The following is a 26042-nucleotide window of genomic DNA, read 5'->3' as shown; positions in this document are numbered from 1 at the left end:
TTTTGATCACCCGAGCTATTTTTAGAGGTATCAGGAATGCTATTTAAGCCGACAATCCAAGTAGCTGATTTATAAGGGTTTCGTAGTCAAATACCTTTTCAAATACCCCCCCCGTCCATTTAATCGCCACCCATCAAAGCCCCGCTCCACGCGGACTGCAGAGCATTAATCTCTCCGTTTTGCGAAGGGTGGCGAAAAATAGCCACTTTTGACGACCACCTGAAAGCTGGCCACTCCCCCGGACACAAAGGACTCCGGCAGATCCAAAGATCTCCCATGCACAGCTCCCATAAAACGACATAGCGAGCACAAAAAAGCGCCAGTAATCGAAGTGGGGCGCATTTGCGTACTTCGTATACTCGGGCCGCGACGCCCAGTAGTTGAATTTGCAGCGATGAGCGGACCATGCCGGCGGTGTCGGGGCGCTGCCAGTGCCCCACGCTTGTGAAAGCATTTTGACCCCCGTCGGGTATCGCATTAGTTTCATTTATTTTTGATTTATATGACGAGTAGTCTAAATTTCTAATATGCGCGTCCTCGCCGACACCTGCATGGGAAGCGTCTCGGGCAGGGCGGACATGCGGAGGTGCATCCCCGAGGAGGTCGCTATGAGTAACAAAAAAATCAATGGGCCGGATGTAGTCGGAGCGCCCATATCTGATCAGGAACTGGCTGAGCATTTGGAAGACTGCCTTCGTGAAAGTGATCCGGGGCTGTTGGCCGGGGCTCTGAGGCACATTGCCCGCTTCAAAGGATTTACCGAGCTTTCGCGTGACACCGGCATTCGGCGAACAACTCTCTACAGGGTCCTCTCTACGGAGGCTGATCCAAGTTTTTCGGATATTCTCAAGGTGACCCGCGCACTGGGTTTCAAGCTGCGCTTCGAAGCCGTTTCCGCGCAGAAGGAACAAATCAATGACTACCATTGACGCAGCACCAGTGAAGGGACTGCCGAAAACACGGGCGACATCAACCAACGCGGTTATCGCCACCTCTCTCAAAGTCCAGCCGGAATCAGATTGGTTCGACGCTGACAGCGCACTCGACCTGCTCAACTCAATGACACGCAAGAAGCGGCCCTCAGCCAAACCACTGCTACGGTTGTAGGTGCTGGAGACACCTCTCCTAATCAGGTTCGAGCCGGTAGCGCGGAGGCGGTAATGAGCTGCCACCGCGTTTTTATTTGAGGTCAACATGCCGCATCACTCCCCCTGCCGCTAGACCTGTAAGTCCTGTGCGTAGCCCAGCAAGTTGGTCTTGCACTCAGCAAATGGCAGTCTCTGACCAATCAACACCGATTCGCGAAGCTCCACCAGGGTGACAAGTTCTAGTTTGTGCGCGCTCAGTTGGTCACGGTCGCCCCCCCCCCCCCCCCTTCTCGAAGGCATCAGCAATCACCGCGCCGATCCGCTGTGCCTCGTTGATGAAGTGGTGGCGCTCGGGGTTCTTGTCGCGTGCCTCGTAGCTGATTGCCAGGGCGTCACACATGGCGAGATAGCCTACTGAGGCTTCACGGGGGGCGGTGGCCAGCGGTTTCGAGTCGCAGCGTACCAAGCCGTCTATTTGCTCGTTGCCCCAGATCTCAAAGTCTACTGATAGCCAGCGGGCGAACTTAGCCGAACTCTCTCGGGATCTGATTGGAGACGCTTGCAAAAAAGCCGACACAGATGATGTCAACAAAGCGCTACGCGAATTGGGGTACCAACGTCAATTTGAAATTGGTGACCCTGAGTTCGCATCCATTGAGCTGTTCAGAAACTACGGCGCTGATGAATTCGTAGCCTTAGTCCATCTAACCATAGGCAATGATATTCAACTGTACGGAATGGAGTCCGCCCACGACGTTCTGGAGTTTATGAAAGAGTACGTCCCAACAATCAAAGCGATGACTGAACTCGCTGAAAAAAACCTCGACTAAATTTGTGCAATCCTCCTGAATGCCCTGTAGCGCTGAAGACCTTAGCCTGCGGGGCTTTCAGCTCCCCCGCCCGCCCGATCAAAGTTACGGCACCGATACCGTTGTGACTGCCCCCATTTTTGAAAACACACCAAAACCCTAGTTTAAAAGTTTTCGCCCAATGAAACCGGGGGCTCCAGCTTTGCACCGTTCGTGACCGCCCGCAGCACCGCTGTGCAACCGCGCTTCATTTCTCTTCCAAACCTTTCATTTTGTGCAATGGCCAATCCCCTGCAGAGGCCAACGGCCCGCCTGGGCTGGAGAATCGTTTGCACTACATCCGGATTTGCACAAAAAACGGACACAAAGCCCGTCGGCGGGAGGGGGATAAGTGCTTTTTTCAATGATCTTTTGTGGGCCGGGGATTTTTACAGGCTCAGGTGCTCCAACTCTTGGACACGAGCTATTTACGTAGTCGAGTTTGGGAAACGTCTGATTGTTTTCTATTAAAGAGTGCGAGTAAGGTGCTGCCTCTATGGATTCTGATAAGGAAGTCACAAATGACCGGCAAGCCTGCTGCCCGCAAATCCGATACCGTGAGCTGTCCCCGCTGTGGTGGAACAGCCATCGAATCCGGATCACCCAATGTATTTTTTGATGGTCTACCCGCTGCTCGGGTAACCGACTGCACTACCTGCGGCAGTATCTTGACCATCGCCGCCATGTCCTCGGTCCAGATCAATGGCCAGGCCGCGCTAGTCACCGGCTCGCAAGGGAGTCATGGCGACACTATCACAGGCGGGTCATCGACCATCATCATCGGCAACAGCTTCACGCCTGCGCCGGTTTCCCCGGTCAGTCCGATGCCGGCGCATTTGGTAGCGCCTGCTAGTTACCAGGTTCCGATTACAGTACCTACGCCTTCGCCAATGCCAGTCACCGTTGTTGACGACTCGATTTTAGAGGAAGAGGAAGAGGAAGAAGAAGAGGAACTAGACGAAGAGCAGCCGGTGGGTATCACATTGCGAATCGGCGTGTTTTTTGACGGGACACTGAACAATGCGAACAACGGTGAAATGGGACTGCTATGCGGCGCTGCTCACCCTATCAAGCCCGAAGATTTGGACGCCAGTTGTAAACCTTATATGTCTGACCCGGACAGTAGTTATGCAAATGATGCATCAAATATCAAAAAATTAAGCGAGTTGTATGTTGCTGAAGGCGGAATTCAGCAAGTTGACGGTCAAAAACAGCTGCTTCAAATGCTTTACATTGACGGAATTGGTACTACATCTGGCCAACCGGACAGCATGCTGGGCGCCAGTATGGGGCGTGGTGCATCAGGTGTGGCCGCTAAAGTAGAAGACGCATTTCGTAAAATATCGAGAACTATCCTCACCTTCGTCCAAAACAACGCAAGTACCAAAATCATCCATGTGACGTTCGACACGTTCGGTTTCAGTCGGGGGGCGGCGGCGGCGCGCCACTTTGCCAATGAAGTGGCATTAGGCATGAATGGCCCTTTGGGGCAAACCATTAAGATGCTTCGCGGCGCGTTCCATCAGACGTTTAGTGGCGAGTATCAGCACGATATCAACGTGGCTTTTATCGGCTTGTTCGATACCGTCCCATCGGTAGGCGGCTTGGGCAATCTGGGCTATATACGCAGCCAAACACAACCTGGTCTCAAGCTGTACCTGCCTCGCCGCTTGTTTCCAAATGTCGTCCAATTGACTGCCCAAAATGAAATTCGCGCCAACTTCGCCTTGAGCCGGATAAAACCCGATCATTTGGAAATCTCATTGCCTGGTGTCCACTCGGACCTTGGCGGGGGCTACCTTCCTGAATCTGAAGAGCACCTGCTGATCAGCCCAATGCAGGTGCTGGATGTCCCCGGTACGACGGACGTGAAATACACCTCGATCTACCGCGACGCGCAACAGGTGAAGGCCAAGTGGGAAGCTAAAGGGTGGCCGTCCGAAATGCTGGAGGTTGTGACCCCCTATGTTCGAAGCTTACCTCCGTCTCAACAGGACCGTTTAAACCCAACTAAGCGGGTTTATGCAGCATTGCAGCTCAAGCGACCGGTACGAGGTGAGTTGTCGCGGGTTTACCTGCGGGTCATGTACGAGTTGGCGACACAAAAGGGCGTCCGTTTCATACCAATCGATGAGCAGTCATCTCATTATATCATTCCAGAAGAACTTAAAACGCTGTGTGACCGCTTCGTCGCGGGTGATTACAGTACAACTCCCGCCGAGGAGCAACTGCTCAAATTAAAGTACATTCACACCTCGGCCAACTGGAACCCACCGACAATCTTGCAAGGTTCAACACCTCGGACCAGTGCGGGTTTACTCTATTTTAATGCCCCAACCACGGACGGCATCCGCGTACAACATCCCCATGTACCTGACTAGGAGTCACAAACATGCGAACACTATGGATCTTGCTGGGGGCTTTTTTTGTGAGCGGTTGCCAAGCTTCAGAGCAGTCCTGGGGACGTTCAGATCCCGACGCCGGACCCTGGGCGTTGAGTTTTCTAACGCCTTACGCAATGGACGCCTGGGTTGAGGACGCGGCCACTATTGATACCCTTGGAACTCTCTATCGTCAAATTAGCAGTGGAGGAGTTTCAGGAGGAACAAAAGCAAAAGGGGCCAAAGGCTGGACTGTAACCGGGGTAGGCTCTGAGAGGGATGTAAGGGACGCCAAGCTTCCGGTGCGGATCTATGTTCGCTGGCAGTCACTGGCCGAACCGCAAACTTATCAGGGCTGGATTGAAATTCCTGAAGGTGCACGACAGGTTATGCGTACTGCCCTGACAAAAGACTGCCCAGCTTTTGGGGAGGCGAATGCATTGCCAAAAGTCGCCTCTATCAGGTTCGGTCTAGCACCGGGCGGTGTTGTACAAATCTGGGTGCTTGATGAATGCATGCATCCAGTGAAAGTTGCACGCGGTCAAGCCGAAATCGAACCCAAAGGGCCTGACCTTGGACTCTCCCACGGATCTTACTTTCCTTTAGCCGACGATTCAAAACGCTACATCGAAAAACATGGGATTCCGTATGGAAGTTGGTAAGGAGCATTATTATATGGATTTAAGAGCATTACTTTTGGCAGGCCTTATGTGTTTGCCTGTCTCTTACACCAATGCAGCTTCCTCTACACTGGAGGGGCATTACTACTTGCATGGCGTAATGGAAATGGCCGCAGAGTTACTGCTCCGCAAAGACGGAACTTTCGCCGCGGGGGCAGAATATGGAAGCGCCAACGGTGTTGCCGAAGGGATGTGGCATATAGAGGACGACCTTGTGATATTAAAAAACAAGGACAACCCCAAGCCGCTGGAAAAACTTGACTTCAGCCTTATTCGAATGGATACCCGCAAACAACTTGGAGAGCGCACCCCTGGCCAAACTGGCGATTTTTTTAAACTATGGAAAAACAACTACGTTATAGAATTTAAGTATCCATACTATTTTCAGCCCCCGCCCCATAAGCCTGAGTATGTTTATTTCGAATTAGACCAAGAGCCCGTTAGAGCATTGCGGTTGAGCGAGGATAGCGAAGTATGGATACCACACACCCCACAGAAAACCCTGAAAAAAATCGGTTTCAGCACCAGCGCCGACTCCCGTCCAAGCCAGTGGTTTGAAGTATCTGCCATCGGACGGGTATTCACCTTCGACTGGAAAAAGCCGGAAAAGCAGCCCATCGCATTTACTCAACCTCACGAATACGGACTTGTTGAAGCTCAAAAATTTTTAAACATCTATGAGAAAAATCTAATAAAAAACAACTACAAAATTGAGATATATCACAACCATCCCAAACCACCGCCTACAATAAAACCGGTGAACGTATATTGGCAGTTTAAAGACGGGTCGATAGAGCAGAAGATTTGGGCTGATACGAACCAGCAGTACGTGACGTTGCCTTACACCGGTGGACGCGAACTACAAAAAATTGGGGTGCGTATGAATGGGGCGACGGAAAATATTGAATGGTTTGAGGTAAGCCCAGATACTAGATTTATGGAGTTAGAATGGGGAGCCTACTCAGACCCTAGCGACTTGTCTCAGTTGTTTCGGGATCTGAATCTGAAGATTGAGTCTAACTGCCTGGCGGTAGATTTTGGCACAGGTAGGGCCTGCTTTCGTCGCCAATAATTAATACCGTAACGACAGTGAGCCTGATTTAAATTAGTGATAATCATCAAGCTCACCGGCGTTGTCACATCAAACCGTAGGCTCGATGCAGCTCAACTGAAGCGGCTTCAATATCGGAGTTATTCAGCGCTCGGTCGTACGCTCGGATAAATGCGTAACCACCCACAAGTCCTGCTGTGCCCAGCGCTGATCCTTGCCCACCCAGAATATTCCGTCCGCTGAGAGAAACCCCTGTCAGGCCTTCAACGATTGGGCTGCTACCGACTTTGATTTTGGACGTAGGTCCGTCGAACACGGCGAGGATGACCGTCCACTTGGTCGATTTATCACCGCTTTCAAGTCGACTGGCCGCCGAGATACTTTCGTAAAAGCCATTCGCACCTGGTGCGAGGATCTGGGCGCCCGACGCCATCAGACGCGCCTGATTCGCCGCAAAGACAGAAGCCTTCACGACCATCGCGTAAGTCATGGACTGCGCGACAGCGACCGTACCCGCGCCGTTGCCGATCTGCTGTGTCCCGTCAAACACAACGGCTGGGTTACCGCCTGGGCCACCGGCTCGCGAGAACTTCGGTTTCCCCCAGCCCGTGTACTGAAAGTTGAAGGTGCGGTTGACGATCGGCGCCGGTCCGTTGGCCAGCCAGGTGTCTACGGTGGCACCGTCGGCCAGTGCGGCCAGGCTCGCGGCATCGAGTTCGTAAATGATGTTCGACTGCACATCAGGGATGGTCGGCGTATCGGGCAGTGGATTGGACAACACACCAGGTGCGCTAATCACGAGAGAAAACATTTGTGGCTCCTTACTGCGTTCAGCGCAGCGCGGTGTAGAAGAATTCAGAAATCACTGGGGCGCCCTTCGCCGGATCCGGATGGATTTTGTCATCACTGATCAGCGGGGTTGGGCCGGTGCTGGCGTACTTCGCGGGGTCACCCATCGCCGCGTATTGCATGTCCATAAAGGCGATGCCCTGCGTCCAGCACCAGGCGGCGGCGAGCTTGGTGTAGGCACTCATGGGGTACTGACTGGATCGTGTGGTGTCCCACCGCATGGCCACGATGAAGGACGCCCCGGAATGGACTTCCAGGTGAGTCGCGACCACGCCCTGCAGGTTGGCGAGAAAGGTCGCCGGCGTCACCGATGCGCCCTGGTCATTACCGCCCAGCATCACCAGCACCGCGTCAGCAGGAATAAACCCCGTGGCCGTCTTCTGCTGCGTTAACCAGGCTGCATCGTTCTTGTACCAATCGCCTGACGCGGAACCGCTGGCCGCGCACTTAGAGACAACCACGCCCGACGCACTGTTTTCGGTATAGATGCCAAACAGCGTCGGCGTGCCGGTCACGACTTCCATTCTGAACTTCCAGTTACCGCCGGCGGGTAGGACAGGGAAAGGCAATTGCTGGGGACCAACTCCAGACAGCGACAGCGTGTTCCACTCCAGGGCATCACCCCAGCGATAGCGCAAGGTGGAACTCGTGCCATCGCCCAGGAACAACAGCTTTGCCTGCGTCGCTAGTGTTGAGATATCGGCGGTGTCCACGGCGGTGATGCTCACGTAATCACCCGCAGCCCCCGCCTTGATCGTCCTGTTGTCGGGACTGGCCGCGCCCAATGGCGAGAGCGTCCAGCTACCGCCGAAATAGGTAAGGCTGCCATTGGTATACAAGAAGTTTTTCGTGCCCAGGGACGAGCCGTGGTTGAAGCCGATGTAACCCGAACCGCCAAAGCCAAAGTCTTTGGCTAAAAACCGGGTGAGGTCATTCATGTAGAAGTTGTGGCTGGCGGAATAGGAGTCGCCGATGATTTTCAGGTACAGCTTTACCCCAGGCACACCGGCGCGAATCTGACCCTGCTTCATTCGCAATTTGGGCAGGTTGGAAATGTTGTTGTAGGCAGTGTTGGGATGGCTGTCGTCACTGCCGATCAGCGGCTTCAGCCGCTTGGCCCAACGAAAAATCACCCAGTCCGGGACTTGACCGTCGGTGTCGCGGATCGACAAATCAGTCAGCCGTCCCAGGGCATCAGGAAACGCGTACAGCAGGCCCGGGACATACGCCGGCTTGACGCCCAGGTACTTGTACAACATTTTCAGCGCCCAATTGCTCGGCCCGCCATCCCGGTTATTGATGCCCATCCACGTTTCGTGGCCGGCGGCATCACGCACAGCCACCAACGTGTCATTGACGCTCTGAACTTTGAATTTGCTCTGAACGAAGCTGTTGATCGTTTCGACGGCGGTCGAGCTCGGGTAGCGCGTTTGCTCAACTGCCACCCCCGCTTCATTTTTAAACAGAATCAGCGACTGGGCGTTCTCGGGTGAAACCACGGTGAAGAACATGCCATCGGTCGTCGTGCGCAACCCTTCCGCCGTGCTGGCTTTCACGCCGGCGGCCAACTGGGCGGCGTCCCTCGCCGATTCTGCGCGTGACGCCGCGCCGTTGGCTTCGGCCAGGGATTCTGTGACGTCCAGGAACTGGACAGGCAAACGGTAATCCCGTTTCCCTTTGGTGATGCGCAGGTCATACAGCCCGTTGGGCGCGGCAAACTGCGCCAGTCCGTTTGCGTCGGCCAGGAAAGGGTTCAACAACCCTAATCCGTTGCTTTTACGCAAACCGAAAACGATGTTCTCGGTCCCGCGCTCGTACAGGTAGCAGGTCGCACCTGGCAAGGCGTTGCCCAGGTCATCCTGTGCAAAAAAACTCTTGAGTTCCAAATTAGGCTCCGGTGATGGGCTTGAGCTGCCCAGTAAGCTGTAGGCCGGTACCGGCGTTGGTAGTGAAGCTAGCAGCGTTGGCGGGAACTGGGCTCGGTCCGTGGACGTGGGCCGCCAGTTCGGTGTTCATCTGCGTGACCAGGTCGATCAGATCGCACAGCACCTGCAGTACGTTCACCGACTCAGAACCCAGCCAGGTCTTGGGGGCGATACTGCGGCGGGCGCCTTCGATGCGCTCGAGCATCTCGCCTCCCACCGTCAGATTGAGTTTTTGGCCCACCACCTGATTGAGGTCGCGCCCGCTGGCCAGGTGCAGGTCATCCAGCGCGGCCAGGCTGGCGGATCCGCCCGACAGCAGCTTGAGCGCGCCGATCGCTTCGATCGTCTTGATGCCCCCGACCGACTCAGTCGAATGGTTGTCCACCTCCACCGTGCTGCTCTGGTGGCGCTCGACGTTGGTCAGGCTTTCAACCTCGCGCTCGATCGACTTGTCCCGGATCCGGCCATCGGTCTGGCGCAGCCAGTTGCCGTCCGCATCGGCGCGCTGCTGGGCGGCTTCGCTGTGCTGCCACACCTGGTCACCTTTCGGCACCTTCGGCAGGCTCAGGCCGTGCGGCAGGATCGCCTGGATAAACGGCTTGCTTGGCAGGCCATAGGCGAAAGACACGACGACCCGTGTACCTTCTTCAGGGAACGCGAAAAAGCCCATCTCATCGCCGCCCATGGGCATGGGCAGCGGCACGCCGGCCAGTACCGGCAAGTCCGGATCCGGCTCGTCGTCCTCACCCAACAGTTCGAGGTCCACCGCAAAGCGCGGACGGAAGTCGTCGCAGATCCCGGCGCCGGCGGGAGCATCAGCCACACCCACCACACGGGCAAAGCGCGGCAGGTGATAACCGCCAGTGAGTTCGGGAAATTGCCGCTCTACGCTGCGGCGGATTGCGTCTTCCATCGGATCGCCATTTGGTTGCCGGTGAGCGTCACGTTGGTGATCCGCTCGCCTTGGTTGATCGATGCACCTGGTCGCAACCCGGGAAGGGCCGCGATCATCGCGCTCTGATTGTTTTGGTAGCCGTTGAACAGCTCGACGGGCAGCTGCAGCGGTGATCGGGCGCCGAAAAAACCGTCAGCCCAACTGCCCACAAACACTTCGCCGTCGCCTTGCTGCTGCCAGATAAAGTCGGGAATTCCGAATACCCGGGACAGGCTGTCCATGGCCTGATAGCCGGCGGCCAGGTTGTAGAAGAACGGGGCTTTGACTTTGGCGTATGCCTTGTCCGGTACTCGAAAGCTCAGCCCGGTTTTCTGGTTGATCTCGCCCAGCACCGTCGTCAGATCCGCATGGCGCAGGTTGAGCGGCAAAGGGTTGGCCAGGATCGCCGCCAGTTCGCGACAGAACAGCACTTGCTCGATCGCGTTGGACGGCGTGCAACGCTCGACATACCCAATGAAGTGACGCTGCAGCGGGCTGTCGTTGTAGCCGATATCGAGTGTCACCAGCCCCTTCACCGGTACCGCTGCTTGAATGGTCAGCGTGGCGCGGCCGGGGGTTCGCAGTTCAAGGCGAACGTCATCGGTGATCAGGGGATACACCACGCCACCGATGGTCAGCACCTTGTGCAGTTTCATGCTCAAGTCCCACCGCCCAGGTAGTTATCCAACTTTTTCAGGGTGGCTTCGAAGCCGCTCAACTCCTGTCCTGGTGCGCCGATTTCAGCTGCACCTGGTGCAGTCACTGACTGCCCCGGGGCGCCTTGTTGCGTCACATCCTTGGACGCTCGACGCGTCTCGACCCGCTCGGGGTTGGAGAGCTTTTCCGACAGCGTGAATTGAACAAGCCAGGCACGAAGCGAGTCGTCTTCCCGGGCGCTGACGCCGTCGGAGAATTGCACCTGGCGCACGCCGAACGCGGACGCGGTGTCGTTGACCAGCCGATAGGTTTTGAGCTGGCCACCGGTGCCGGTCGCCTCGGCCAGGCGCATCAAGTTGCGCAGCTGCGACTCATCGACAAAGGGGATCAGCAACGTGACCGCCAGCGTCTTGGGCTTGAAACCTTTGTGGGCCGAGTCGGTGTTGCTGGTCTGTCCGGACAAATCGTCACTTTCGATTCGCAGGTTGGCGGTGACCTTGAGGTTCTTGCCGCGTACCTGTTCGCCATCGAGCAATAAAGTCATAGACCCACCAGTTCCCGAACAAAGCCCAACCCTTTCAGGGAGCCGACCAACAGCACGCCGGCCGACAATCCCCACTCGTGCCCGGGTGCGTCGCCCTGCAGCAGCTGGTGCCGCAACTCGGCGGCATTCCCCGGGCCGATCAAGCGAGCGCGCATGGTGTCGTCTGCAGTGCCGCCGGCGAACTGCGATTTGAGGTCGGCCAACTGTTGGGCCTGTGCCCGGGCCTGGCTGGCCTTACGGATAGCCAGCCGTCCAAGGTCCGCCATCGGTGAACTGTCCGCGTAGCTTTCCAGTGCCGACAGCTGACTGTTCAAGGTTTGCGTGGCAGCCTTGGTCACGGTGCAACGCTCCAGGGGCAGCGCCCCCCAACGCGGCAGCGTGCCGGCAGTGGGCAGTTCCCACTTTTCAGCGTCCAGTGCGAACAGGTTTTTCGCTCGGCGTTCGGCGCGCTGCAGGTCGGGCATGGGCAGCACGGCGTTAAATCGGGACAAGGTCGCCGCGAACTTGTCGTAGCGCGTGCCCAGGAACATCACCGCCAAGGCGTATTGCGCCCCGGCCGGACGGCCATCGTCGCCGGTGTCTTCAAGTTTCTCGCCCAGCTGCTGCAGCAGGTTCGGCGCGGACAGATAACGCTGATTGCCGCGTCCCTGCCCCACCCCACTTTGAAATGGCGTCACCACCAGGCAGGCCGGCACCTCACCCAGAGCATCGGCGAGCCCGGCGCGGCCAGCGGCCACAGCCGCTTCTGCAGCGGCGCCAACCGGTCCCGGCGAAGTGGTGGCCAAGTCGGCCAGACCTGCCAGGCGTTGCCCAGTGCTGGTCAGTTCGCTGCTCGCCAGATCCTTGGCCGCATCAAGGTCGGCGAGCCACTGGGTGGACTGCTCCGGCCAGCGCATGGTGATGGGTACCCAATTCATACCGACGCGGACTCCCACACCACGGCGTTGAGTGCGTCCAGGTCCGACGTCGATCGCGCCGCCGCCAAGGCTTTCTTGAGGTCGTTGGCTTTGAGCAGGCGCTGCAGCTTGAAGTCGGTGAATTCGTCGCCGATCTGGCGCAACTGGTCGCTGGTGTGTTCCAGGAAGGCCTTCACCCCGGCCTTATCTTGGCAGGGGTATACGCCACCCACCCCGCGCAAAATCATGCTGGTCAGGTTCAACTGATCCTGAAGCTGGGTTTCGTAGAAATAGCGATCGCCCAACACCGACGACCAGAACCCGCCGGTGATCTCCTGCAGACACGCCGTGTTGACCGCCGACAGTTGGGCAACGTAGCGCAGCTCGATCACGGCCGGGATGTCGTCAACCCAGTGACCATTGCCCCAGATCTGGCCCGGGCCTGGTACCTCCAGCGTGTAGCCGGTCGGCAGCGAACCCGCACGTTCGATGACCAGGGGCTCACGGGTCAGGATGTTGTAGGCCCTCAGCCCTTGGTAGGAGTCAACCAACTGCCAGCGTCGACCATCCCAGAACGCCGCCTTTCTTTCCGGGACCACCGGCGGCGCAACTTCGACACACCCGCCGGGAATCAACCAAACATCAGGTTCCAGCGGCGAGCGATCGGCCACGGTCTTGCCGGTGAAGATGCCCAGGTGATCGGTTTGAAAGACGGTTTTGGTATCCATAACGGGTCTCAATACTTAATGCAGGCAAGGAACGCGATGTTTTGCGGGCGTGTTTCGGCGCCCCCGGAATAGCCCACGGTGATGACGTGGCTATGCGCGGCCACTGCGTTCACGCTGATGTTGTGGGCGTGTAAGCCATCGGCGGAGGTCGTCGAATAAGAGCCGGCCGCCTGAGTCACGTCATCACCTGAAGCCAAGATCTCGCCACCCGGCATGCTCGGGACCGCTGACCCTTCTTTCACCTGGTGGCTGTGGGAGCCCTGAGCATCGCTCGATGCGGTGTGGTTGTGCGCGCCCGCTGCGCTGGCGCTTCCCGTGTGGTTGTGGTTACGAACTTCGTCGGCTTGAGAGCTACCCAATACCCGGCCGGCATCGATACCGCGACCGTCATCCAGAACGCGGATGAACTTGCCGCGTGGGTCCGGCAGGTTGAACGTGTTGACGCCGTCACCGGCGCCGTAAAGGGTGCCGATCTTGGCGAACAACGCGGCATACACCGTGCGCGAGACCGCCGCGCCATTGGCCCGAAACCATCCCGGCGGTGGCGTGGCCATCGCGAACGTGCCGATACGACCGACCTCCGAATCAGCGATCACCTTGCGCAGGGCGTTGAGCGCCTTGGTGGTTGCCAGAATCTCGCTGCTGTCTGTGCCTGGGTCATCGCTTTTCGCGTTGGGCAGTTCGCCCAGGTCGACGTCGTCTTTGGTCGTGGCCCGGGCACGCAGGTTTTCGTAGTCGCCATTGCGCAACGCAAACTGCTTGACCAGGGCGCCGGTGATCGGCTCGCTTAGGCGCAAGTCCGTGATGTCCTCGGACACCGATACCTGGGCCAGCTCCACCAGGTAATGCGCGGTGCCGTTGCTGTCGACGTAGTCCGTCTTCACGGCGCCGAACACCACCTTCCAAGCCGCGACTGCATCGCTACCCTCACGGGCCAGCGCAACGTCGAGCCAGGCTTTGACAGGGAGCGCCGGCAGTTGCACCTGGACCGGCTCAGCCAGCTCGACCCGGATCCCCTCCACGTAGGCAATGCCCGCTTTCACCTGGTACAGGTCAAAACTGCGTTCCATCTGCAGGCTGTCGGCCAGGTAGCAGACACGACCGAAGACGTCGCGGTTGCTCAAACGCTCGCGCAGATCGATGCCGTTCAGGCGAATCGTGAAGTCGTGCTGCCAGGTACTGGCGTCGACGGTGATGCCCGTCAGTGCCTGGGCACCGTTAAACTCCACCAGGAAGTTGCGGGTGACGTTGTTGCCGATCTGCAGCGGCGGAATGTTCTTGCGTTTCTGCTGCACCGGCACGGTCGCGACCGCGAGCAGCACGCCTTCCGACGCTTCCAGACCGATCCAGTTAAAGTCCCAGTCGCCCACGTCGGAGCCGACCATCAGGCTGTAGATCACCTGATTGGGGCTGACGTAGCCTTTGCGGTCGTAGGCTTTGGTGAAGACGATCTGAGACTGCGGCGGCTTGCCGGCGGCGCGATCAACCGGGGCGTTCGGGTCAAGGCCTGGAACAAGCGCCAGGACGAAGCGAGCAACCTCGAGCTTCTCCCCGGCGCCTTGCTTCTGGGCAATCAGACTTTCGCCGGCAAGGGTGATGCTAGCTCCCATGGGTGCTCCTAAACGGGTTGTTCAAAAAGGTGAGCAATGCGAACTCGTTGATCACGACCAGGCGACTGGCGCTGTCGTCCAGGGTGGCAATCAGGGTTTGTTGGTCGTCGTTGAGATCGGCCACGCCGATGTTCAGCTTCACGGGGGTGATCGTGACGAAGTCGTATCGCCGGCACGTGCGGCCGTATTGCTGCATCAGGACGCGCAGCAACACCGGGTTTTCGCTCAGTTGCGTGTCGGACAGGTGCAGCAGGACCACGTCCCAATCGAGGTGCGGCAGGCGCTCCTGGATCTCCACATAACCGACGCCCAGGCGTTCGAAAATGCGGACCATGCCGGCGGTGCTGCCCGCGTCCACGGCATTGATGAAGGCGTACTTCACCCGCCGGCGATAGAGCTTTTCGGGCTCACCGTGAAAGCGCTGAATGTCACGCTGCCAGGCCAGCAGATCGAGCACGCTCAGGTGGCAGGTCTCGGCGTCCATCTGCAGCAACGGCCAGTGCAGCCAGTCTTCGACCTTGATCCACCAGGCTTGCGCGGCCGCTTTCAGCTTGGCCAGCTCCGGCCCATCAAGCCAAAACGGGAGGCTCAACTTAAGCATTCAACATCACCTCAACACCGGACAGGCGCGGGATGGTCAGCTTTGAAATGATGTCCGCGTTGTCAAAGTCCAGCGAATCAATGCCTGGGAATTGCTGGTGCAGTTCCTCGCCCAAGCGGCTAAAGGAAAAACGCGATTGGGGGTGAGTCAGCGTCGGCTGGTAGTCACTGGCCGTGCTCTCACGGAATGCGGCACGGATGAACAGCTCGATGTCAGATTTCAACGCAGGCCAGCGCTCGGCACCGACTTCGGCCTTAGGCCAGACCGTCAAGCTGACGGTGTGCAGCGTGGCGGGCATCTCCAACACCAGCAGGTCGTCACCGTGGCCATGGTTGCCCTGGTCGCGGATGTAGTGGTTGATTTCAGCCAGGAAGGTATCCGCCGGCGAATCGGCTTCGAACAGCACAAAGGCATTGGCACTGCCGGGGCCCCTGGGCGCGTTGTGCTCAAAGTAAACGCCGTCGGGCTGCACACCGGGGAACACGGCAATCATGGCGCGATACACGGCGTCGGTGTGCCATTGGTTGACGGCTGAGAACTGGTTGCGCACACGCAATCGCAGCTCGTCGTCAGGCTCGGTGTCGGCGCCGGGTTGGCTCAGCCAGCCGTCAGCGTTCACCACCTGAACCACCCCGGGCACCGGCTCCGGCAAAATGGAAAAGTAACCTGGTGCGAGATTGAATCCGCTACCGGCCTGCTTGGCCCGGGCCAACACCCTGATCTGCGATTCGCCATCGGCAAAGCTGGCCGCAGCCACCGTCACCAGTTCGTACACGTTGCCGTTGATCGCGATCGACTGCACACGGGTACCGGCCGGCACTTCCAGCAGCCCAGCCAGCGCACTTCGGGTGAACAGCAGCAACCCCTCGGCCTTGGTCGCAGGCTTGCGGGTGACGTTCACCGCCCAGGCCAACATGTCCAACCAGGCGCCGGTGGCGGTCTTCACGAAGAAGTTCGGCAACACGGTGCCGGCAATGAAATCGATCAGCCACATGACCGGCTTGGTGACCAGGGCGGTGATCACTCGCCAGAACGGCGACCAGGCGCTGGTGTTGCTCAACTTGCTGCCCTGGGCGACGACTTCCAGTTCCCAGGCAGCGCGCAGCTTGGCCTCGGTGGTCGGAATACCGGCGTCACTCAACGCCTGTTTGAAATCTACGTCACTCACAGCACTACCTCGACAGATCCGAATTCAACGGTTTTGGCGGTGACCAGGTACCTGCCCTTCCCCTCTTCAAGGATTCGGACGGTGCCTGGTACCAGGCGCACGTCCGCCTCAACCAGCAGTTCCAGTTGCTGAATGCAGTCGGCTTGACGGAAGCGATCGCGCTCGGCGACCTGCGTCACCAAGAGCCCGCTTTCGCGGATCATGTGACCGATGTCCTGGGCGATGCTGGCCCGATCGTCCACCAGCAACGGCTGACTGGAGGGGTCAAGGGTGAGGTCGTTATCGGTGATGAGCAGATCGATATAGAGACTCATCCGCCTACCCCCATCGCGACCATGTTTTCCAGCTCCAGCGGGGTTAGCGGCTTGGCGGTGTGGATGTTCACGTTTTCAACGTGGGTGCCCTTGTTCTGGCTGCTGGTGTTCTGAATGCTGGTCAGCAACCCGCCCGGGGGCACCGCAGTGGCCCGCGACGGCGAAAGGCTGGGGATTGCCGAATTGATGGTCTGCTGGGTTTTTTGCGCGGTGCTGGCGGCGTTGGCCGCGCTAATTGCTGCGTCGACACCGGGCACTTCCGGCATGCCGCCAAAACGCGCTTCGATGTTCACGCCCGGGATGCTGTTGATCATCTCGATCAGGCTGTTGATGGCTTTGTAAAAGACGCCGACGATGCTGTCCCACGCGCCCTTGGCCATGCTCGACCAGCCGCCCATGGAGCCGAACCAGTCGGACAGCGTCTTGAATTGATCACTGACCCACTTGAACGCCTCGCTGTTGAGCAGCGCGGCGGTCCATTCGTCCCAGTAGTAGACGGCGGCGATGACCAGCGCGACCAGGGCGGCAATCCCCATCACCACGACGCCGATCGGGTTGGCGGTCAGAGCAAAGTTGACCAGCCAGATCGCGCCCTGCCACAGCAACATGGCGCCGCGAATGACGGCCAGGCCGGCGCTCAGACCATAGATCACGGCGGTATAGGCCAGGATGGCCAGCTTTTGCAGGACGAAACCTGCAGCGGTGCGCAGGTTGAGCAGCTGCACCACTTTCCACACCGTGACCAACCCAAGCCAAGTGGTCCTGGCGATCCCGACCACGAGTGTGAGCAACGACATGCTGGCCACGATGCCCAAAATCGTCAGGGTGGTGATGCCGATCACGCGGGTGATGTTTGGAAAAATCTGCGTCCAGCGGCTAAGGGTTTTTCCGATGCCCACCAGCTTATCCATGAGAGGCGCCAGGATCGGAATCAGCACCTGGCCGAAGGCAATGCGCAACGCCTCGACGGCAGCAGCGAACTGTTGCCACGGATCGACCATGGCTTTGGCCATGTTCTCGGCGTTCTCCAAACCTCGGACTTTGCCCAGCTGGTCCATGCCGTTGCGCAGGCGGTCGGTGTCCTTGGTCAATGCGGTGATGACGCGGGCGCCCTCCCCGCCGAAGGCTTCGATCAGCTTGGCGCCGGTGCTGGCACTGTTCAGGTCGCCAAACTTGCCTTCCAGCTTGTCGAGGATGTCGAGCATCGGCAGCAACTTGCCGTTCTGGTCGACGAACTTCATCCCCAGCTTTTCCGAAGCACCGCCGATGTTCTCGAAAAATGATTTGTAGATGCCGCCGGCGTCCCCGCCTTCCATGGTGCTGCTGAGTGAGCCGATCACCGCGAACTGCTCGGCCAGGTCTACACCGGCGGTGGTGGCGATCGAGCCGACTTCCTTGAACGCGTCCTTCAATTGCGCACCGTCAGTGCGAAACAGCTGCACCGCCAGCGCAGTTTGGCCGCCGAGTTTTTCCACCCATTCGCCCTTGCCCATGGCGTCGGCCTGGCCCTTGAACAGGTTGTACATGGTGCCCACGTAATGCCCCATCGTTTCGGCGTCGGTCCGGGTCGCCTTGGCCATCACGTCGGAGGCATTGGTGAACACTGCCAACTGGTTACCGGTCAGCCCCTTGATGGCGCCCTCAACGGTGGTCGCCGAGGCGACAAAGTCCCGGGCGCTTTCGCCGTAGGTAACCGAGAACTCCAACGCCTTTTGATTGAGCGCGGACAACGCATCTTCTGCCACGCCCAGCGAGCGGACCTCGCCCAGGGCGCGGTTCATCTCCAGTGCCGGCGCCAAAGATTCGGTAATGGCCACACCGGCACCGACCATGCCACCCAGCCCCAGGCCCATCGTCTTGATGTTTTTTTCGCTCTTTTCGGCAAGGTCGGAAAACCCCATTTTCACTTTGCCCAGGGGCGCGGTGACCTTGTCGGTCAGACTCAAGATGAAGGCCAGGCGAGCAGCGCGGTCAGCCATGTGTATTTATCCGTTCAGTGCATGAGCGATGCCATTAGCCACGGCGATTTCCATGCGTCTCCAGTGTTCGTCCTCCAGCCACTTGGCCGCGCCCATCACCTCGGGTGTGGGCTCAGCGCCAGGCAGCCAGCGACTGGACAAGGTCATCAGTTGACCGAGTCCGTCTTCACTCAGGCGCTCAGCGTGCTCGAGTGCTTTTTTACGATGATTTCAACGTCCGGCGCGTACTCCTCGAGCAGCGCACCGGCGATCTGCATCGTCATCACTGGGTTGGCCAACAGCGTGCGCAGCTCGGTGCGTTGATCGGACGCCACGGTGTTGCTGAGCAGGTTGTGCGATGGCGAGACCTTGTTGTTGGCGGTCATCGCGTTGAAGTACTTGGTCACGTCCTGAGGGGTCATGGAAAAGGTGAATTCTTTGTCGCCGACTTCCAGGGTGATATCGCGTTTCTCGGTCATGTCGATGTTCCATTCAGGTTTAAAGGTGATGGTCAGCGCAGGCAGATCCGGCGCACGTGGTCCTGCAGGCCCAGGATCATTTGCCGACTGAGGGCAAGCTGATTTCTGAGGGTGAAATAATCCGATCGAGCGTCTGCTGTGAGTTCGGGGGTGCCTGCATCAGCCACGCGGCCGGCGCCGGTTTGGGCGGACGTGGCGATGCTGCAGGTGGCGGCGAGGCGCAGCCGCTGACGGCCATCGTCAACAGCGCGGCGCAGGTCATCGTTTTGATTGAGCGCATGGCCCAGCTCCTGGGTACGTTGAAGATCGATCGCATCGCGGTCGGCCAACATCTCACCGCTGATACGGGCCGCTTCGCGCAGGCCTGTAACCTCAAGCTGCACGCCATCGCGTTCGCGGCGAGCGGTCTCGAGCTGATCGCGCACCTGGTCAAATGCGATCCAGACCAGCAGCCCGGACAGCAGAAGAAAAAGGACGAGCCGCAACGGAGGAATGGTCATTGCGCGCACAGGCTCGATTCCGCCAGGCGCCGCGTATGCAGCCCGCGAACAAACTGTTTACGGCCCTGAGCGTCGGTAACGAAGGCCCACACCGGTGTTTTGCCATCCGGGGCCCAGGCCATCGCCTGGCAGCCTTCCGGGATGCGTCCGGCGTTGATCAGGCCGACCGCTCGACTGGCGCACGTCGTCGGCACGCCGAAGTTGTGCGCGTGGCTACTCAGCGCGTCGAAGGTGTTCTGCCCCACTTGCTGATTGGTGATGCAGTCGGCCAGCTGCAGCTGGTTGTTCTCGATCACCAGCTGCTCCACCTCGTCACAGCGAGCGTCTGACCAGTAGTCACCGATCACGACTGGATAAGGGCTGGTGTGGCGGGTGATCCCTTTGCAAACAGTCGGCAGTCCCCGGGCCAGTTGGTCGGCGTAAACGACGTTCTGGCCCTCTCCTTCCCATTGGCCTAGAAAACCGAGCAAGGAAGCGCTGACCAGCGCAATGGCGCCGGTGGCGATCTTGGTGCGCAGGTTCATAGCTTGCCCTTCCAGTCGCGCAGCATCTGACGGTACTTGGGGACCAGCAGCACGATCTGCAGCACCATGTAGAGCGCGGTCAACATGTAGGCCACCGCTGACCAGTCGATGGCCCCTGTCACACCGGTAGCGGCCACGCCGATTGCCGGTGACGCCTTGAGAAATACAATGGCAGTGTCCTGAGCGGCCTGATTCGTGCTCATCGGCGAACCTCTTTCTCAAAAATTGACTGGCATGGCACGCAACGCAAGACCCCGCCAAGCGCCTGGCGCGCTTTTGGGATTTCGCCGTCACAGTCCAGGCATTCGCTACGGCTTGGCCCGATCGGGCGCGGTTGGGCCAACTGGGCGGCAATCGCCTGGTCGCGCTGGCGTTGCTCCGTTGCCTGGGCGCGATCGAACGGGCAAGACATCAGCGCAGACCCTCGATCTCGGCGGCGGCCAGGTACGGCACGCCGTTGATGCGGATGAAGTCCGGACTGGTGACGTCAAACGGCACCTTGTGTTTGGATTTCTCGCCACCTTTCGGATCGATGCTCAACAGGCTCGAGACCTTCAACTTGCAACCGAACGCCTCAATACGCAGTTCCTCGTCGCCGGCCTTGGCGAAGAAAATGGAGTCGAATGGCTCCAGCTCGCGAAAGCTGCCAGCCGTGCGGGCGGCTTCAATCAGCAGGTTGAAGTTGCTGGTGTCGAACTCCATTTCCCCACTGCCCGACACGTCGCCGTCGACGTGTCCGTTGGGTACACCGCCGCTCTGCGCCACGGCGGTGTTGTCCGTGATATCCAGGGTGCAGCTTTCAACGTGAACCAGCAGATCGCCCAGGTTCACGTCGAAGTTCTTGCCGCCAATACGTGACATAGGGGTTACTCCGAATCGTCGGTGGAAAGGTCGAGGGCGATGTTGGCCGTCAGGTCTTTCGGGCAGTTGAGCGGCCGGATCTTGATGTAGATCTCAACCTTGGTTTTGCTGTGCCACACTAGGACGATGTCGCCATCCTTCGGCGCCTCGATCTCACCTGGGAACACCTGGCCGGCGAACGTGGCGGACTTGGCCATCTGGCGCAGTGGTTTCATGAACGCGCTGATCGCGGCGGCTATGCTGTTGGGGGTGTTGTTGAGGCGACGGTCACCCACGCGACGGATCAACAGCGGACGCACCTGGCGCGCTGCCTTGTCGGCCAGGCGCAGGTACTCGATCACCAGGAAGTCGCTCGCCGGCGCATCGAGCATGTTGCCGTCGCCCCAAAACACACCTGGATAATCCGGGTAGGTTTGCGTCACGGAGAAACGTGCCTTGTCCAACTCGGCACGGGTCGCTGATGGCAGCGGTACGCCTTCGACGTCAGCGGGCACAGGGCCCAAGCCCAGCACAGCACCGGACGCCACGCGCATTGGGCTGTCGGCAACGCTCACGGCGGCGTTGGCCAGACGGCCGGCCAGCACGCCCAGGTCATTGCCATGCAGTTGAGGGACGACCAGGACACGCGGTGCGGCCAGACCGGTGGTGATCGCCCGCTGCTCGACCAGATATTGATCCCAGGTCTGCAGCACGGTGATGCCTGCACTGGCCGCCATCACGAAGGCCCGACGGCCGTAGGTGTTGTTCAGCGCTATGGCCGCGTCATGCATGGCCGACAGTTGCGCGCCGGTGGTCACCGGTTTGGTGATCACCACCGCCTCAACCGAATAACCTTGCTGCTGGGCGTTTTCCAACGCTTCAGGCCAATCACCCTCGGCCGCGATGGGAGCCGCCAGACATGCCCAGCGATCGCCGCCGTTCAGTCGAGCGGCAATGATCTGGGTTTTCAGGTCACTGGCCGGAATGCCCAGGGCGCTGTCCAGGTCACTGTCGTTGTTGAGGGGGATCAGTTGGCCGATGCTTTTCGCGCCGGTGCCGATGAAAAGGAAATAGCGCTCGATCTCAGTCACGGCGCCTTGGCCCAAATTGAGATTGTTTACGCTGACTTTGCCAAGTGCCATGCAGTGCCTCGTTAGCGGGGAGAATTAAGGATTTGTTCGAGCACCTGGTTCAACAGCAACCCGGTATCTCGCTCGGTGCTGACGCCGATGAACTGGCGTTTGGGCAAGGTGATTTCCCAGCTTTGCGCGCCGCTGCTTTCGGTTTTTTCGTCATCCAGGATGCGGATCAGCAGCCCCGCTTTGGCGTAGTTCACATGCTCTTGAATCCACGCCACGGACGGACGCGTGAGACTCTTTTTGCCTTGCTGGCGAACCTTGAAACCCAGCCGACGCAGACGCTTGGCCTGCTTTTCGGTGGCGGCCAGGCCAGCGGGAACGGTGTTCCATTTGCGCATTTGTGCGGCGGTGCGGCGCTCGCTGGCGCCATTGTGTTGCTGTGCCGCGACCCAACTGGTCAGCGCGTTACGCCACCCCAGTTCGGCTTCGTCGGCACTCACGCGGGTGACCTGCATCAGCTTGGCCAGGCTGGCTTCCATCTTCTTTTTGCCTTTGCCAGAACCTTTGCGCGCCTCAAACGGCGAGCCGTCCAGGTTCTGCTGATCACGTACACGCTTGCGGCTCATCGTCCGCACGCGCTTGGTGACGTTGTTCAGCAGGCGACGGCGCAGCTGTGGCGGGAGGCTGAGCAACGCCAGCTGCTCGCGCACACCCAGATAGCCCCGGGCATCGAGCTCGAAAGTGCTACGCCCCACGGCTGCCTACCTCACCGTGTTCGGCAATCCACAGGTCGAACGGAACAAACGCCCAAGTCTTGTCGAAGGCCTCGATTTCGCCGGCGGGATCCTCGGCCAGGTATTGCGGCTCGTTGAATTCCAGGGTGATGTCGACGTCGGCCAGATCGTTGTCGAGCATGGTGATGTCGAACTTCGCCGCCGGCAGGTCGTCGCGGTCCTGGTCGTTGCCCTCGAGCCAACTGCCCACCAACGCCATCAGGCGCCCCGGGTGATCGGCGAAACGCTCCAGCGCGATCGTGGCGCTGTACCGCATGTCACCCATGCGCAGGCCGTCGAGGTCCGGTTTCCAGATCAGTTCTAGGTTCACCTGGTCGGTCCAGCTGTCGAGCTGTTCCGGCTCCACAAGCCGGCGCTCGATCAGGTAGGTGGTCAAAGCGCGCAGTTTGATCACAGCAGCACCGCCGTAATGCGGCCACGGCCCTGCAGTGAGCGGACAGCCTGTTGGCTGAACTCCAGAAAGCTTTCGCCGCGCTCGGGCAGTTCTTTGCCGGTGTTTTCGGCACTTTCACGGCGGGTGACCGTAGCGAATTGGGTCAGCAGGCTGGCCTTGGCGCGGCAGTACACGGCGCGCTTGTACGTCGCTACGTGAAATGTGCGCTCGGGCAGCACCGTGGTGTCCGCAGATTCCACGGTGGTGACGCCGACGTTCTGCCATTGGCTTTTGCGCTTGGCCAGATCGCGATTGACCTCGATCATCGCCGTGGTCAGATCAGTGACCAGCATGTCCACCAGGTACTCCGCCGGCAGGCGGTAACCCTTCTGAAACTCGGCCACGGAGAGGTCCGGCCAGAAGCCGTCGTTCTCGATCGCCTGTTCCACAAAGGTCGTGGGTTTCCCGGAAAAGCTCATTGCTGGGCACTCGAATAGGGGCGGGAAAACTGTTTCAGTGGGTCAGGCCATAAATGGTTGGCTCACATCCACAGTTTCTCGCCGGGGGGGGGTAGTCGGTTATTCGGCGGCTGTTACAGCCAGTTGTTTGGCCAAGGCCTTGCGAGCGCCTTCCAGGCGGGTGCCTACACCGACACCGGCGTGCAGCTCAGTGGCGCGCTCAAAGTGGGCAATGGCCTTGGTCCACTCCTTGGCGTCGAGGGCACGGATGCCCAGCAACTTGTGGTACTTGGCCGGGATCTGTTCGGTGAGCTGCCATTCATCATCGACACGCGGCAGCAGGTCGGACACATACGGCTCAGGACTGCGACCGGCTTTTTGCTCGGCCTCGGCCCACTCGATCACCGCATCGGCGACAAAGGTCTGCACGTTGCGTTTGAAACGCTCGGGCATCGGCTGGCCTTGTTCCATGGCGAAGTCCGCTAGGTCCAGCCCAGCTTCGAACTGCTCGGTGTCGAACAGCCACACCAGGACCTGCATCACCACCGGGTTCGGGAAACTCAATCCGGACTCGCGATAGCGCTGCACGTAGTCATGGTACTTGGGCACCAGCTCGTCACGCTTGAGTTGTTGGCGCAATCCGAGGTTATCGATTGCGCTCAGTCGCTCGAGGTCCTGGGCCAATGCGTCTTCCATCAGCTTCAGGTGTTTTTTGGCGTTGGCTGGGCTGGCCAGCGCGGTGGCAGCGGAATACACCACCGCTGCGGCACTGGCGCCTTCAGCGGCGGGACCTTCGGCCTGAATGCGGCGCTTGTGCGCCAGTGCCAGGCTCATCAGATCAACTCCACGTTTTCAGCGGCGGCGAATTTTTCCAGCTGCTCGATCACATAGCCTTCGTTGCGGCCGTTGTAATCCTCGACGCGGGAGCGCTTTGGGTTCTCGATCAGGTGACGGCGCCAGCTGCTGTCCTGGAAGTAGATCGACAGGTTGTCCCAACTGGTGACGACCACGGTGTTAACCGGGAAATGCGGCACGGTGAAGGTCGGCAGACCGCCATAGGTCGCGATGACCTGGGCGCTTTCAATGCGTTCTTTCTCGGTGGGTTTGCCAGCCTGGTTCGAATACAGCTTGGCCTTGTCACTGGCCAACAGATCACTGCCGACGATGGCGATCAGGTCGCCGCCGTCACGGAATACGGAGTCGATCATCTGCTTGGTGTCATGCACCAGGGCGTCGAGGTTTTCGTAATCGCCGCCGGCGCCGAGGGTGATTTTCCCGGCCGTTTTGCCTTCGTGCAGCACCTGCTCAGGAATCTGCTCACGGGCCAATTGCAGCCAGCCCTTGTTCACGTCCTGCAACATCGGACTGGTGGCCAGATTGGTCTGGATGGCAGCGGTCAAACCGTGCCAGCCAATCATGATGCGATCCAGGGCGATTTGTTTTTGCACGGCCGCCGAGTAGCGATCGGCAAAGTCCGGGAACTTCGCCCAGCTATCGATCTTGGCGAACGGCAGGCCGACATCCGATTCAGTGTGAAACAGTTCGTAGCCCAGGCCGTTCAGATCGGAAACGTCTTTGGCTTCGCGATCGGTGGTCTTGGTGTTGGTGCGGCTGGTCACAGGACCATTCACGCCGAACATGACCTTTTCGCCCTTGATCTCCGTCACCGGCACCACGTTGATGCGCTCGAGGAAATCCGCACGCTCGGTGATCTTGTCGTTCAGTTCCTGCGCAATGCTCGGCTCGACATTGAACTGGCGAGAGACATCGACACTGTAGGTCTCGGCGATCGCTTCACGCAGCTCGGCGTATTGCTTCAGAGCACGATTGCTCAAAGATTGCTGGCTCATGTCACAGCACCCGCTTTTTAGTGTCAGTGGAACCGGTGGTTTTCGGCAGCGGCAGACCAGTGGTGGTGTTGAAAGCTTTTTCCAGCAGCGCTTCGATGCGATCCAGACGCTTGCTGTCGCTGCCCTGCTTGGCGAATTCACGATCCGTTTCGGCTTCGGCGACGATGGTTTCGACGGCTGTTTTGACGTCATCGACTTCGGTAACAACCGGGTCAACGACTTCGACAGTCACGGGCTCGATCACAGCGGCGAGGCCGGTGGCGACAGCGCCAAGTTGTTCGTTCAAGGCCTTCAACGCCTTGGCTGTAGCTTCATCCATTGGGGGTTTGCTCTCGGTGGAAGTGGTCGTTTCGGTGGGGGTGTCTTCAACAGCGAATCGCTTGAACAGGCGGGTCAGCAGGCTGTTCAACTTGCCGATTTCGCCCTTGGGCTCCTCATCACCCAACACGCCGAGAGGAACAGAGGCGGCGTAATGCACGGGCTCGCCGGTCTTGCGGGAAAAGTAGAGTTCCTGGGTACCCAGGCTGGCCGGCGAATCGGTCACGGCGAGGCCGGACAAGTAGGCTTTGCCGCTGCTGGCGAAGTTCGGGGTGATTTCGATACTGGTGAACAGCTTTTCGCCCTGGTCATTGAGGCAAAGCAGCTTGTCATTAGGCTTGAGCTGGGCTTCCAAACCGACTTGACCCGGTTCCAGATCGTCCGCTTCTTCCACCAGACGTACTGCGAAGACGGTCCCGTAGGCACCGGGCCAGCGTTCGTGCTCACACCAGATCACCGCCGTGTATTTGGTTGGGCTGTAGGTCTCAGCGATATCGCGCAGTTCCTGGGGAAGGATTTCACGACCGTCAGCGGTGGTGCCGCTGGTGGCGACACGTTTCCAGAACGAAACAAGGGAACGGGGCATGGGCGATAA

General features: G+C 59.1%; 32 protein-coding genes. 6 read left to right on the top strand and 26 right to left on the bottom strand.

Going from position 1 to position 26042, the window contains the following annotated elements; genetic code table 11:
• The first annotated feature begins 608 nt into the window (after window positions 1-608).
• From ACA068_RS01615 to ACA068_RS01590, 6 genes are all read left to right on the top strand, one after another.
• Window positions 609-929, top strand: a complete 321-nt coding sequence (locus tag ACA068_RS01615; protein ID WP_497307104.1) for an addiction module antidote protein — start codon at window positions 609-611, stop codon at window positions 927-929.
• Complete coding sequence (locus ACA068_RS01610) at window positions 916-1107, top strand: hypothetical protein (RefSeq protein WP_497307102.1); 192 nt, start codon at window positions 916-918, stop codon at window positions 1105-1107. The genes ACA068_RS01615 and ACA068_RS01610 overlap by 14 nt, the downstream gene beginning before the upstream one ends.
• Window positions 1108-1522: 415 nt before the next feature.
• Window positions 1523-1918 carry a hypothetical protein gene (locus tag ACA068_RS01605; protein WP_497307100.1) on the top strand — a complete coding sequence of 132 codons (396 nt, stop codon included), beginning with the start codon at window positions 1523-1525 and terminating at the stop codon, window positions 1916-1918.
• A gap of 539 nt (window positions 1919-2457) precedes the next feature.
• The gene (locus ACA068_RS01600; protein ID WP_497307098.1) at window positions 2458-4317 is read left to right on the top strand and encodes a PAAR domain-containing protein; all 1860 of its coding nucleotides are present in this window, start codon (window positions 2458-2460) and stop codon (window positions 4315-4317) included.
• Between the two features lie 11 nt (window positions 4318-4328).
• Window positions 4329-4979 carry a DUF2931 family protein gene (locus tag ACA068_RS01595; protein ID WP_497307096.1) on the top strand — a complete coding sequence of 217 codons (651 nt, stop codon included), beginning with the start codon at window positions 4329-4331 and terminating at the stop codon, window positions 4977-4979.
• Window positions 4966-6069, top strand: a complete 1104-nt coding sequence (locus ACA068_RS01590) for a hypothetical protein (RefSeq protein ID WP_497307094.1) — start codon at window positions 4966-4968, stop codon at window positions 6067-6069. The genes ACA068_RS01595 and ACA068_RS01590 overlap by 14 nt, the downstream gene beginning before the upstream one ends.
• A 64-nt stretch (window positions 6070-6133) precedes the next feature.
• Here the strand turns inward: ACA068_RS01590 and ACA068_RS01585 are convergent, their stop codons facing one another.
• From ACA068_RS01585 to ACA068_RS01460, 26 genes are all read right to left on the bottom strand, one after another.
• Entirely contained in the window at window positions 6134-6859 is a 726-nt protein-coding gene (locus ACA068_RS01585; protein WP_497307092.1) for a hypothetical protein, read from the bottom strand.
• Window positions 6860-6878: 19 nt separating this feature from the next.
• On the bottom strand, window positions 6879-8783 hold the full coding sequence (locus tag ACA068_RS01580) for an SGNH/GDSL hydrolase family protein (RefSeq protein WP_497307090.1): 1905 nt from the start codon (window positions 8781-8783) through the stop codon (window positions 6879-6881).
• 1 nt (window position 8784) lies between these two features.
• Complete coding sequence (locus ACA068_RS01575; RefSeq protein ID WP_497307088.1) at window positions 8785-9735, bottom strand: hypothetical protein; 951 nt, start codon at window positions 9733-9735, stop codon at window positions 8785-8787.
• The gene (locus ACA068_RS01570) at window positions 9708-10412 is read right to left on the bottom strand and encodes a hypothetical protein (RefSeq protein ID WP_497307086.1); all 705 of its coding nucleotides are present in this window, start codon (window positions 10410-10412) and stop codon (window positions 9708-9710) included. The genes ACA068_RS01575 and ACA068_RS01570 overlap by 28 nt, the downstream gene beginning before the upstream one ends.
• Window positions 10413-10414: 2 nt before the next feature.
• Window positions 10415-10957 carry a baseplate complex protein gene (locus tag ACA068_RS01565; RefSeq protein ID WP_497307084.1) on the bottom strand — a complete coding sequence of 181 codons (543 nt, stop codon included), beginning with the start codon at window positions 10955-10957 and terminating at the stop codon, window positions 10415-10417.
• Window positions 10954-11874, bottom strand: coding sequence for a hypothetical protein (locus ACA068_RS01560; protein ID WP_497307082.1), 921 nt, complete (start codon window positions 11872-11874; stop codon window positions 10954-10956). The genes ACA068_RS01565 and ACA068_RS01560 overlap by 4 nt, the downstream gene beginning before the upstream one ends.
• On the bottom strand, window positions 11871-12581 hold the full coding sequence (locus ACA068_RS01555) for a DUF4376 domain-containing protein (RefSeq protein WP_497307080.1): 711 nt from the start codon (window positions 12579-12581) through the stop codon (window positions 11871-11873). The genes ACA068_RS01560 and ACA068_RS01555 overlap by 4 nt, the downstream gene beginning before the upstream one ends.
• Window positions 12582-12589: 8 nt before the next feature.
• The gene (locus tag ACA068_RS01550; protein ID WP_497307078.1) at window positions 12590-14191 is read right to left on the bottom strand and encodes a phage tail-collar fiber domain-containing protein; all 1602 of its coding nucleotides are present in this window, start codon (window positions 14189-14191) and stop codon (window positions 12590-12592) included.
• Window positions 14181-14792 carry a phage tail protein gene (locus ACA068_RS01545; RefSeq protein ID WP_497307077.1) on the bottom strand — a complete coding sequence of 204 codons (612 nt, stop codon included), beginning with the start codon at window positions 14790-14792 and terminating at the stop codon, window positions 14181-14183. The genes ACA068_RS01550 and ACA068_RS01545 overlap by 11 nt, the downstream gene beginning before the upstream one ends.
• A complete protein-coding gene (locus ACA068_RS01540) occupies window positions 14785-15960 on the bottom strand; it encodes a baseplate J/gp47 family protein (protein WP_497307075.1) in 1176 nt (391 codons plus the stop codon). Before ACA068_RS01540 ends, ACA068_RS01545 begins: the two co-directional genes overlap by 8 nt.
• On the bottom strand, window positions 15957-16274 hold the full coding sequence (locus ACA068_RS01535) for a DUF2590 family protein (RefSeq protein ID WP_419711598.1): 318 nt from the start codon (window positions 16272-16274) through the stop codon (window positions 15957-15959). The genes ACA068_RS01540 and ACA068_RS01535 overlap by 4 nt, the downstream gene beginning before the upstream one ends.
• Window positions 16271-18253 (bottom strand): phage tail tape measure protein, encoded by a 1983-nt coding sequence (locus ACA068_RS01530; protein ID WP_497307072.1) that lies wholly within the window; start codon window positions 18251-18253, stop codon window positions 16271-16273. The genes ACA068_RS01535 and ACA068_RS01530 overlap by 4 nt, the downstream gene beginning before the upstream one ends.
• 6 nt (window positions 18254-18259) lie before the next feature.
• A complete protein-coding gene (locus ACA068_RS01525; protein WP_185045103.1) occupies window positions 18260-18400 on the bottom strand; it encodes a DUF6890 family protein in 141 nt (46 codons plus the stop codon).
• Window positions 18401-18423: 23 nt separating this feature from the next.
• A complete protein-coding gene (locus tag ACA068_RS01520; RefSeq protein ID WP_497307070.1) occupies window positions 18424-18711 on the bottom strand; it encodes a putative phage tail assembly chaperone in 288 nt (95 codons plus the stop codon).
• Window positions 18712-18743: 32 nt separating this feature from the next.
• The gene (locus tag ACA068_RS01515; RefSeq protein WP_497307068.1) at window positions 18744-19211 is read right to left on the bottom strand and encodes a lysis system i-spanin subunit Rz; all 468 of its coding nucleotides are present in this window, start codon (window positions 19209-19211) and stop codon (window positions 18744-18746) included.
• A complete protein-coding gene (locus ACA068_RS01510) occupies window positions 19208-19735 on the bottom strand; it encodes a lysozyme (protein ID WP_497307066.1) in 528 nt (175 codons plus the stop codon). Before ACA068_RS01510 ends, ACA068_RS01515 begins: the two co-directional genes overlap by 4 nt.
• A complete protein-coding gene (locus ACA068_RS01505; RefSeq protein WP_123434210.1) occupies window positions 19732-19938 on the bottom strand; it encodes a hypothetical protein in 207 nt (68 codons plus the stop codon). Before ACA068_RS01505 ends, ACA068_RS01510 begins: the two co-directional genes overlap by 4 nt.
• Window positions 19935-20147, bottom strand: coding sequence for a TraR/DksA family transcriptional regulator (locus ACA068_RS01500; protein ID WP_497307064.1), 213 nt, complete (start codon window positions 20145-20147; stop codon window positions 19935-19937). Before ACA068_RS01500 ends, ACA068_RS01505 begins: the two co-directional genes overlap by 4 nt.
• Window positions 20147-20596: a phage protein gene (locus ACA068_RS01495; RefSeq protein WP_221106928.1), complete on the bottom strand. Its 450-nt coding sequence runs from the start codon at window positions 20594-20596 to the stop codon at window positions 20147-20149. The genes ACA068_RS01500 and ACA068_RS01495 overlap by 1 nt, the downstream gene beginning before the upstream one ends.
• Window positions 20597-20601: 5 nt before the next feature.
• Complete coding sequence (locus ACA068_RS01490; protein ID WP_497307062.1) at window positions 20602-21717, bottom strand: DUF2586 domain-containing protein; 1116 nt, start codon at window positions 21715-21717, stop codon at window positions 20602-20604.
• Window positions 21718-21728: 11 nt separating this feature from the next.
• A complete protein-coding gene (locus tag ACA068_RS01485; protein WP_497307060.1) occupies window positions 21729-22409 on the bottom strand; it encodes a virion morphogenesis protein in 681 nt (226 codons plus the stop codon).
• Window positions 22399-22842 carry a phage tail protein gene (locus ACA068_RS01480; protein WP_497307058.1) on the bottom strand — a complete coding sequence of 148 codons (444 nt, stop codon included), beginning with the start codon at window positions 22840-22842 and terminating at the stop codon, window positions 22399-22401. The genes ACA068_RS01485 and ACA068_RS01480 overlap by 11 nt, the downstream gene beginning before the upstream one ends.
• Window positions 22839-23300 (bottom strand): head completion/stabilization protein, encoded by a 462-nt coding sequence (locus ACA068_RS01475; RefSeq protein WP_497307056.1) that lies wholly within the window; start codon window positions 23298-23300, stop codon window positions 22839-22841. Before ACA068_RS01475 ends, ACA068_RS01480 begins: the two co-directional genes overlap by 4 nt.
• 99 nt (window positions 23301-23399) lie before the next feature.
• A complete protein-coding gene (gpM, locus tag ACA068_RS01470) occupies window positions 23400-24113 on the bottom strand; it encodes a phage terminase small subunit (RefSeq protein WP_497307054.1) in 714 nt (237 codons plus the stop codon).
• Window positions 24113-25129, bottom strand: coding sequence for a phage major capsid protein, P2 family (locus ACA068_RS01465; protein ID WP_497307052.1), 1017 nt, complete (start codon window positions 25127-25129; stop codon window positions 24113-24115). The genes gpM and ACA068_RS01465 overlap by 1 nt, the downstream gene beginning before the upstream one ends.
• A 1-nt stretch (window position 25130) precedes the next feature.
• Window positions 25131-26033, bottom strand: coding sequence for a GPO family capsid scaffolding protein (locus ACA068_RS01460; RefSeq protein ID WP_497307050.1), 903 nt, complete (start codon window positions 26031-26033; stop codon window positions 25131-25133).
• Between the last annotated feature and the right edge of the window lie 9 nt (window positions 26034-26042).

Source organism: Pseudomonas sp. LBUM1660 (genome assembly GCF_059695935.1).
Note: the sequence above shows the minus strand (reverse complement) of the source record. Positions and strands in the feature narration are given on the sequence as shown.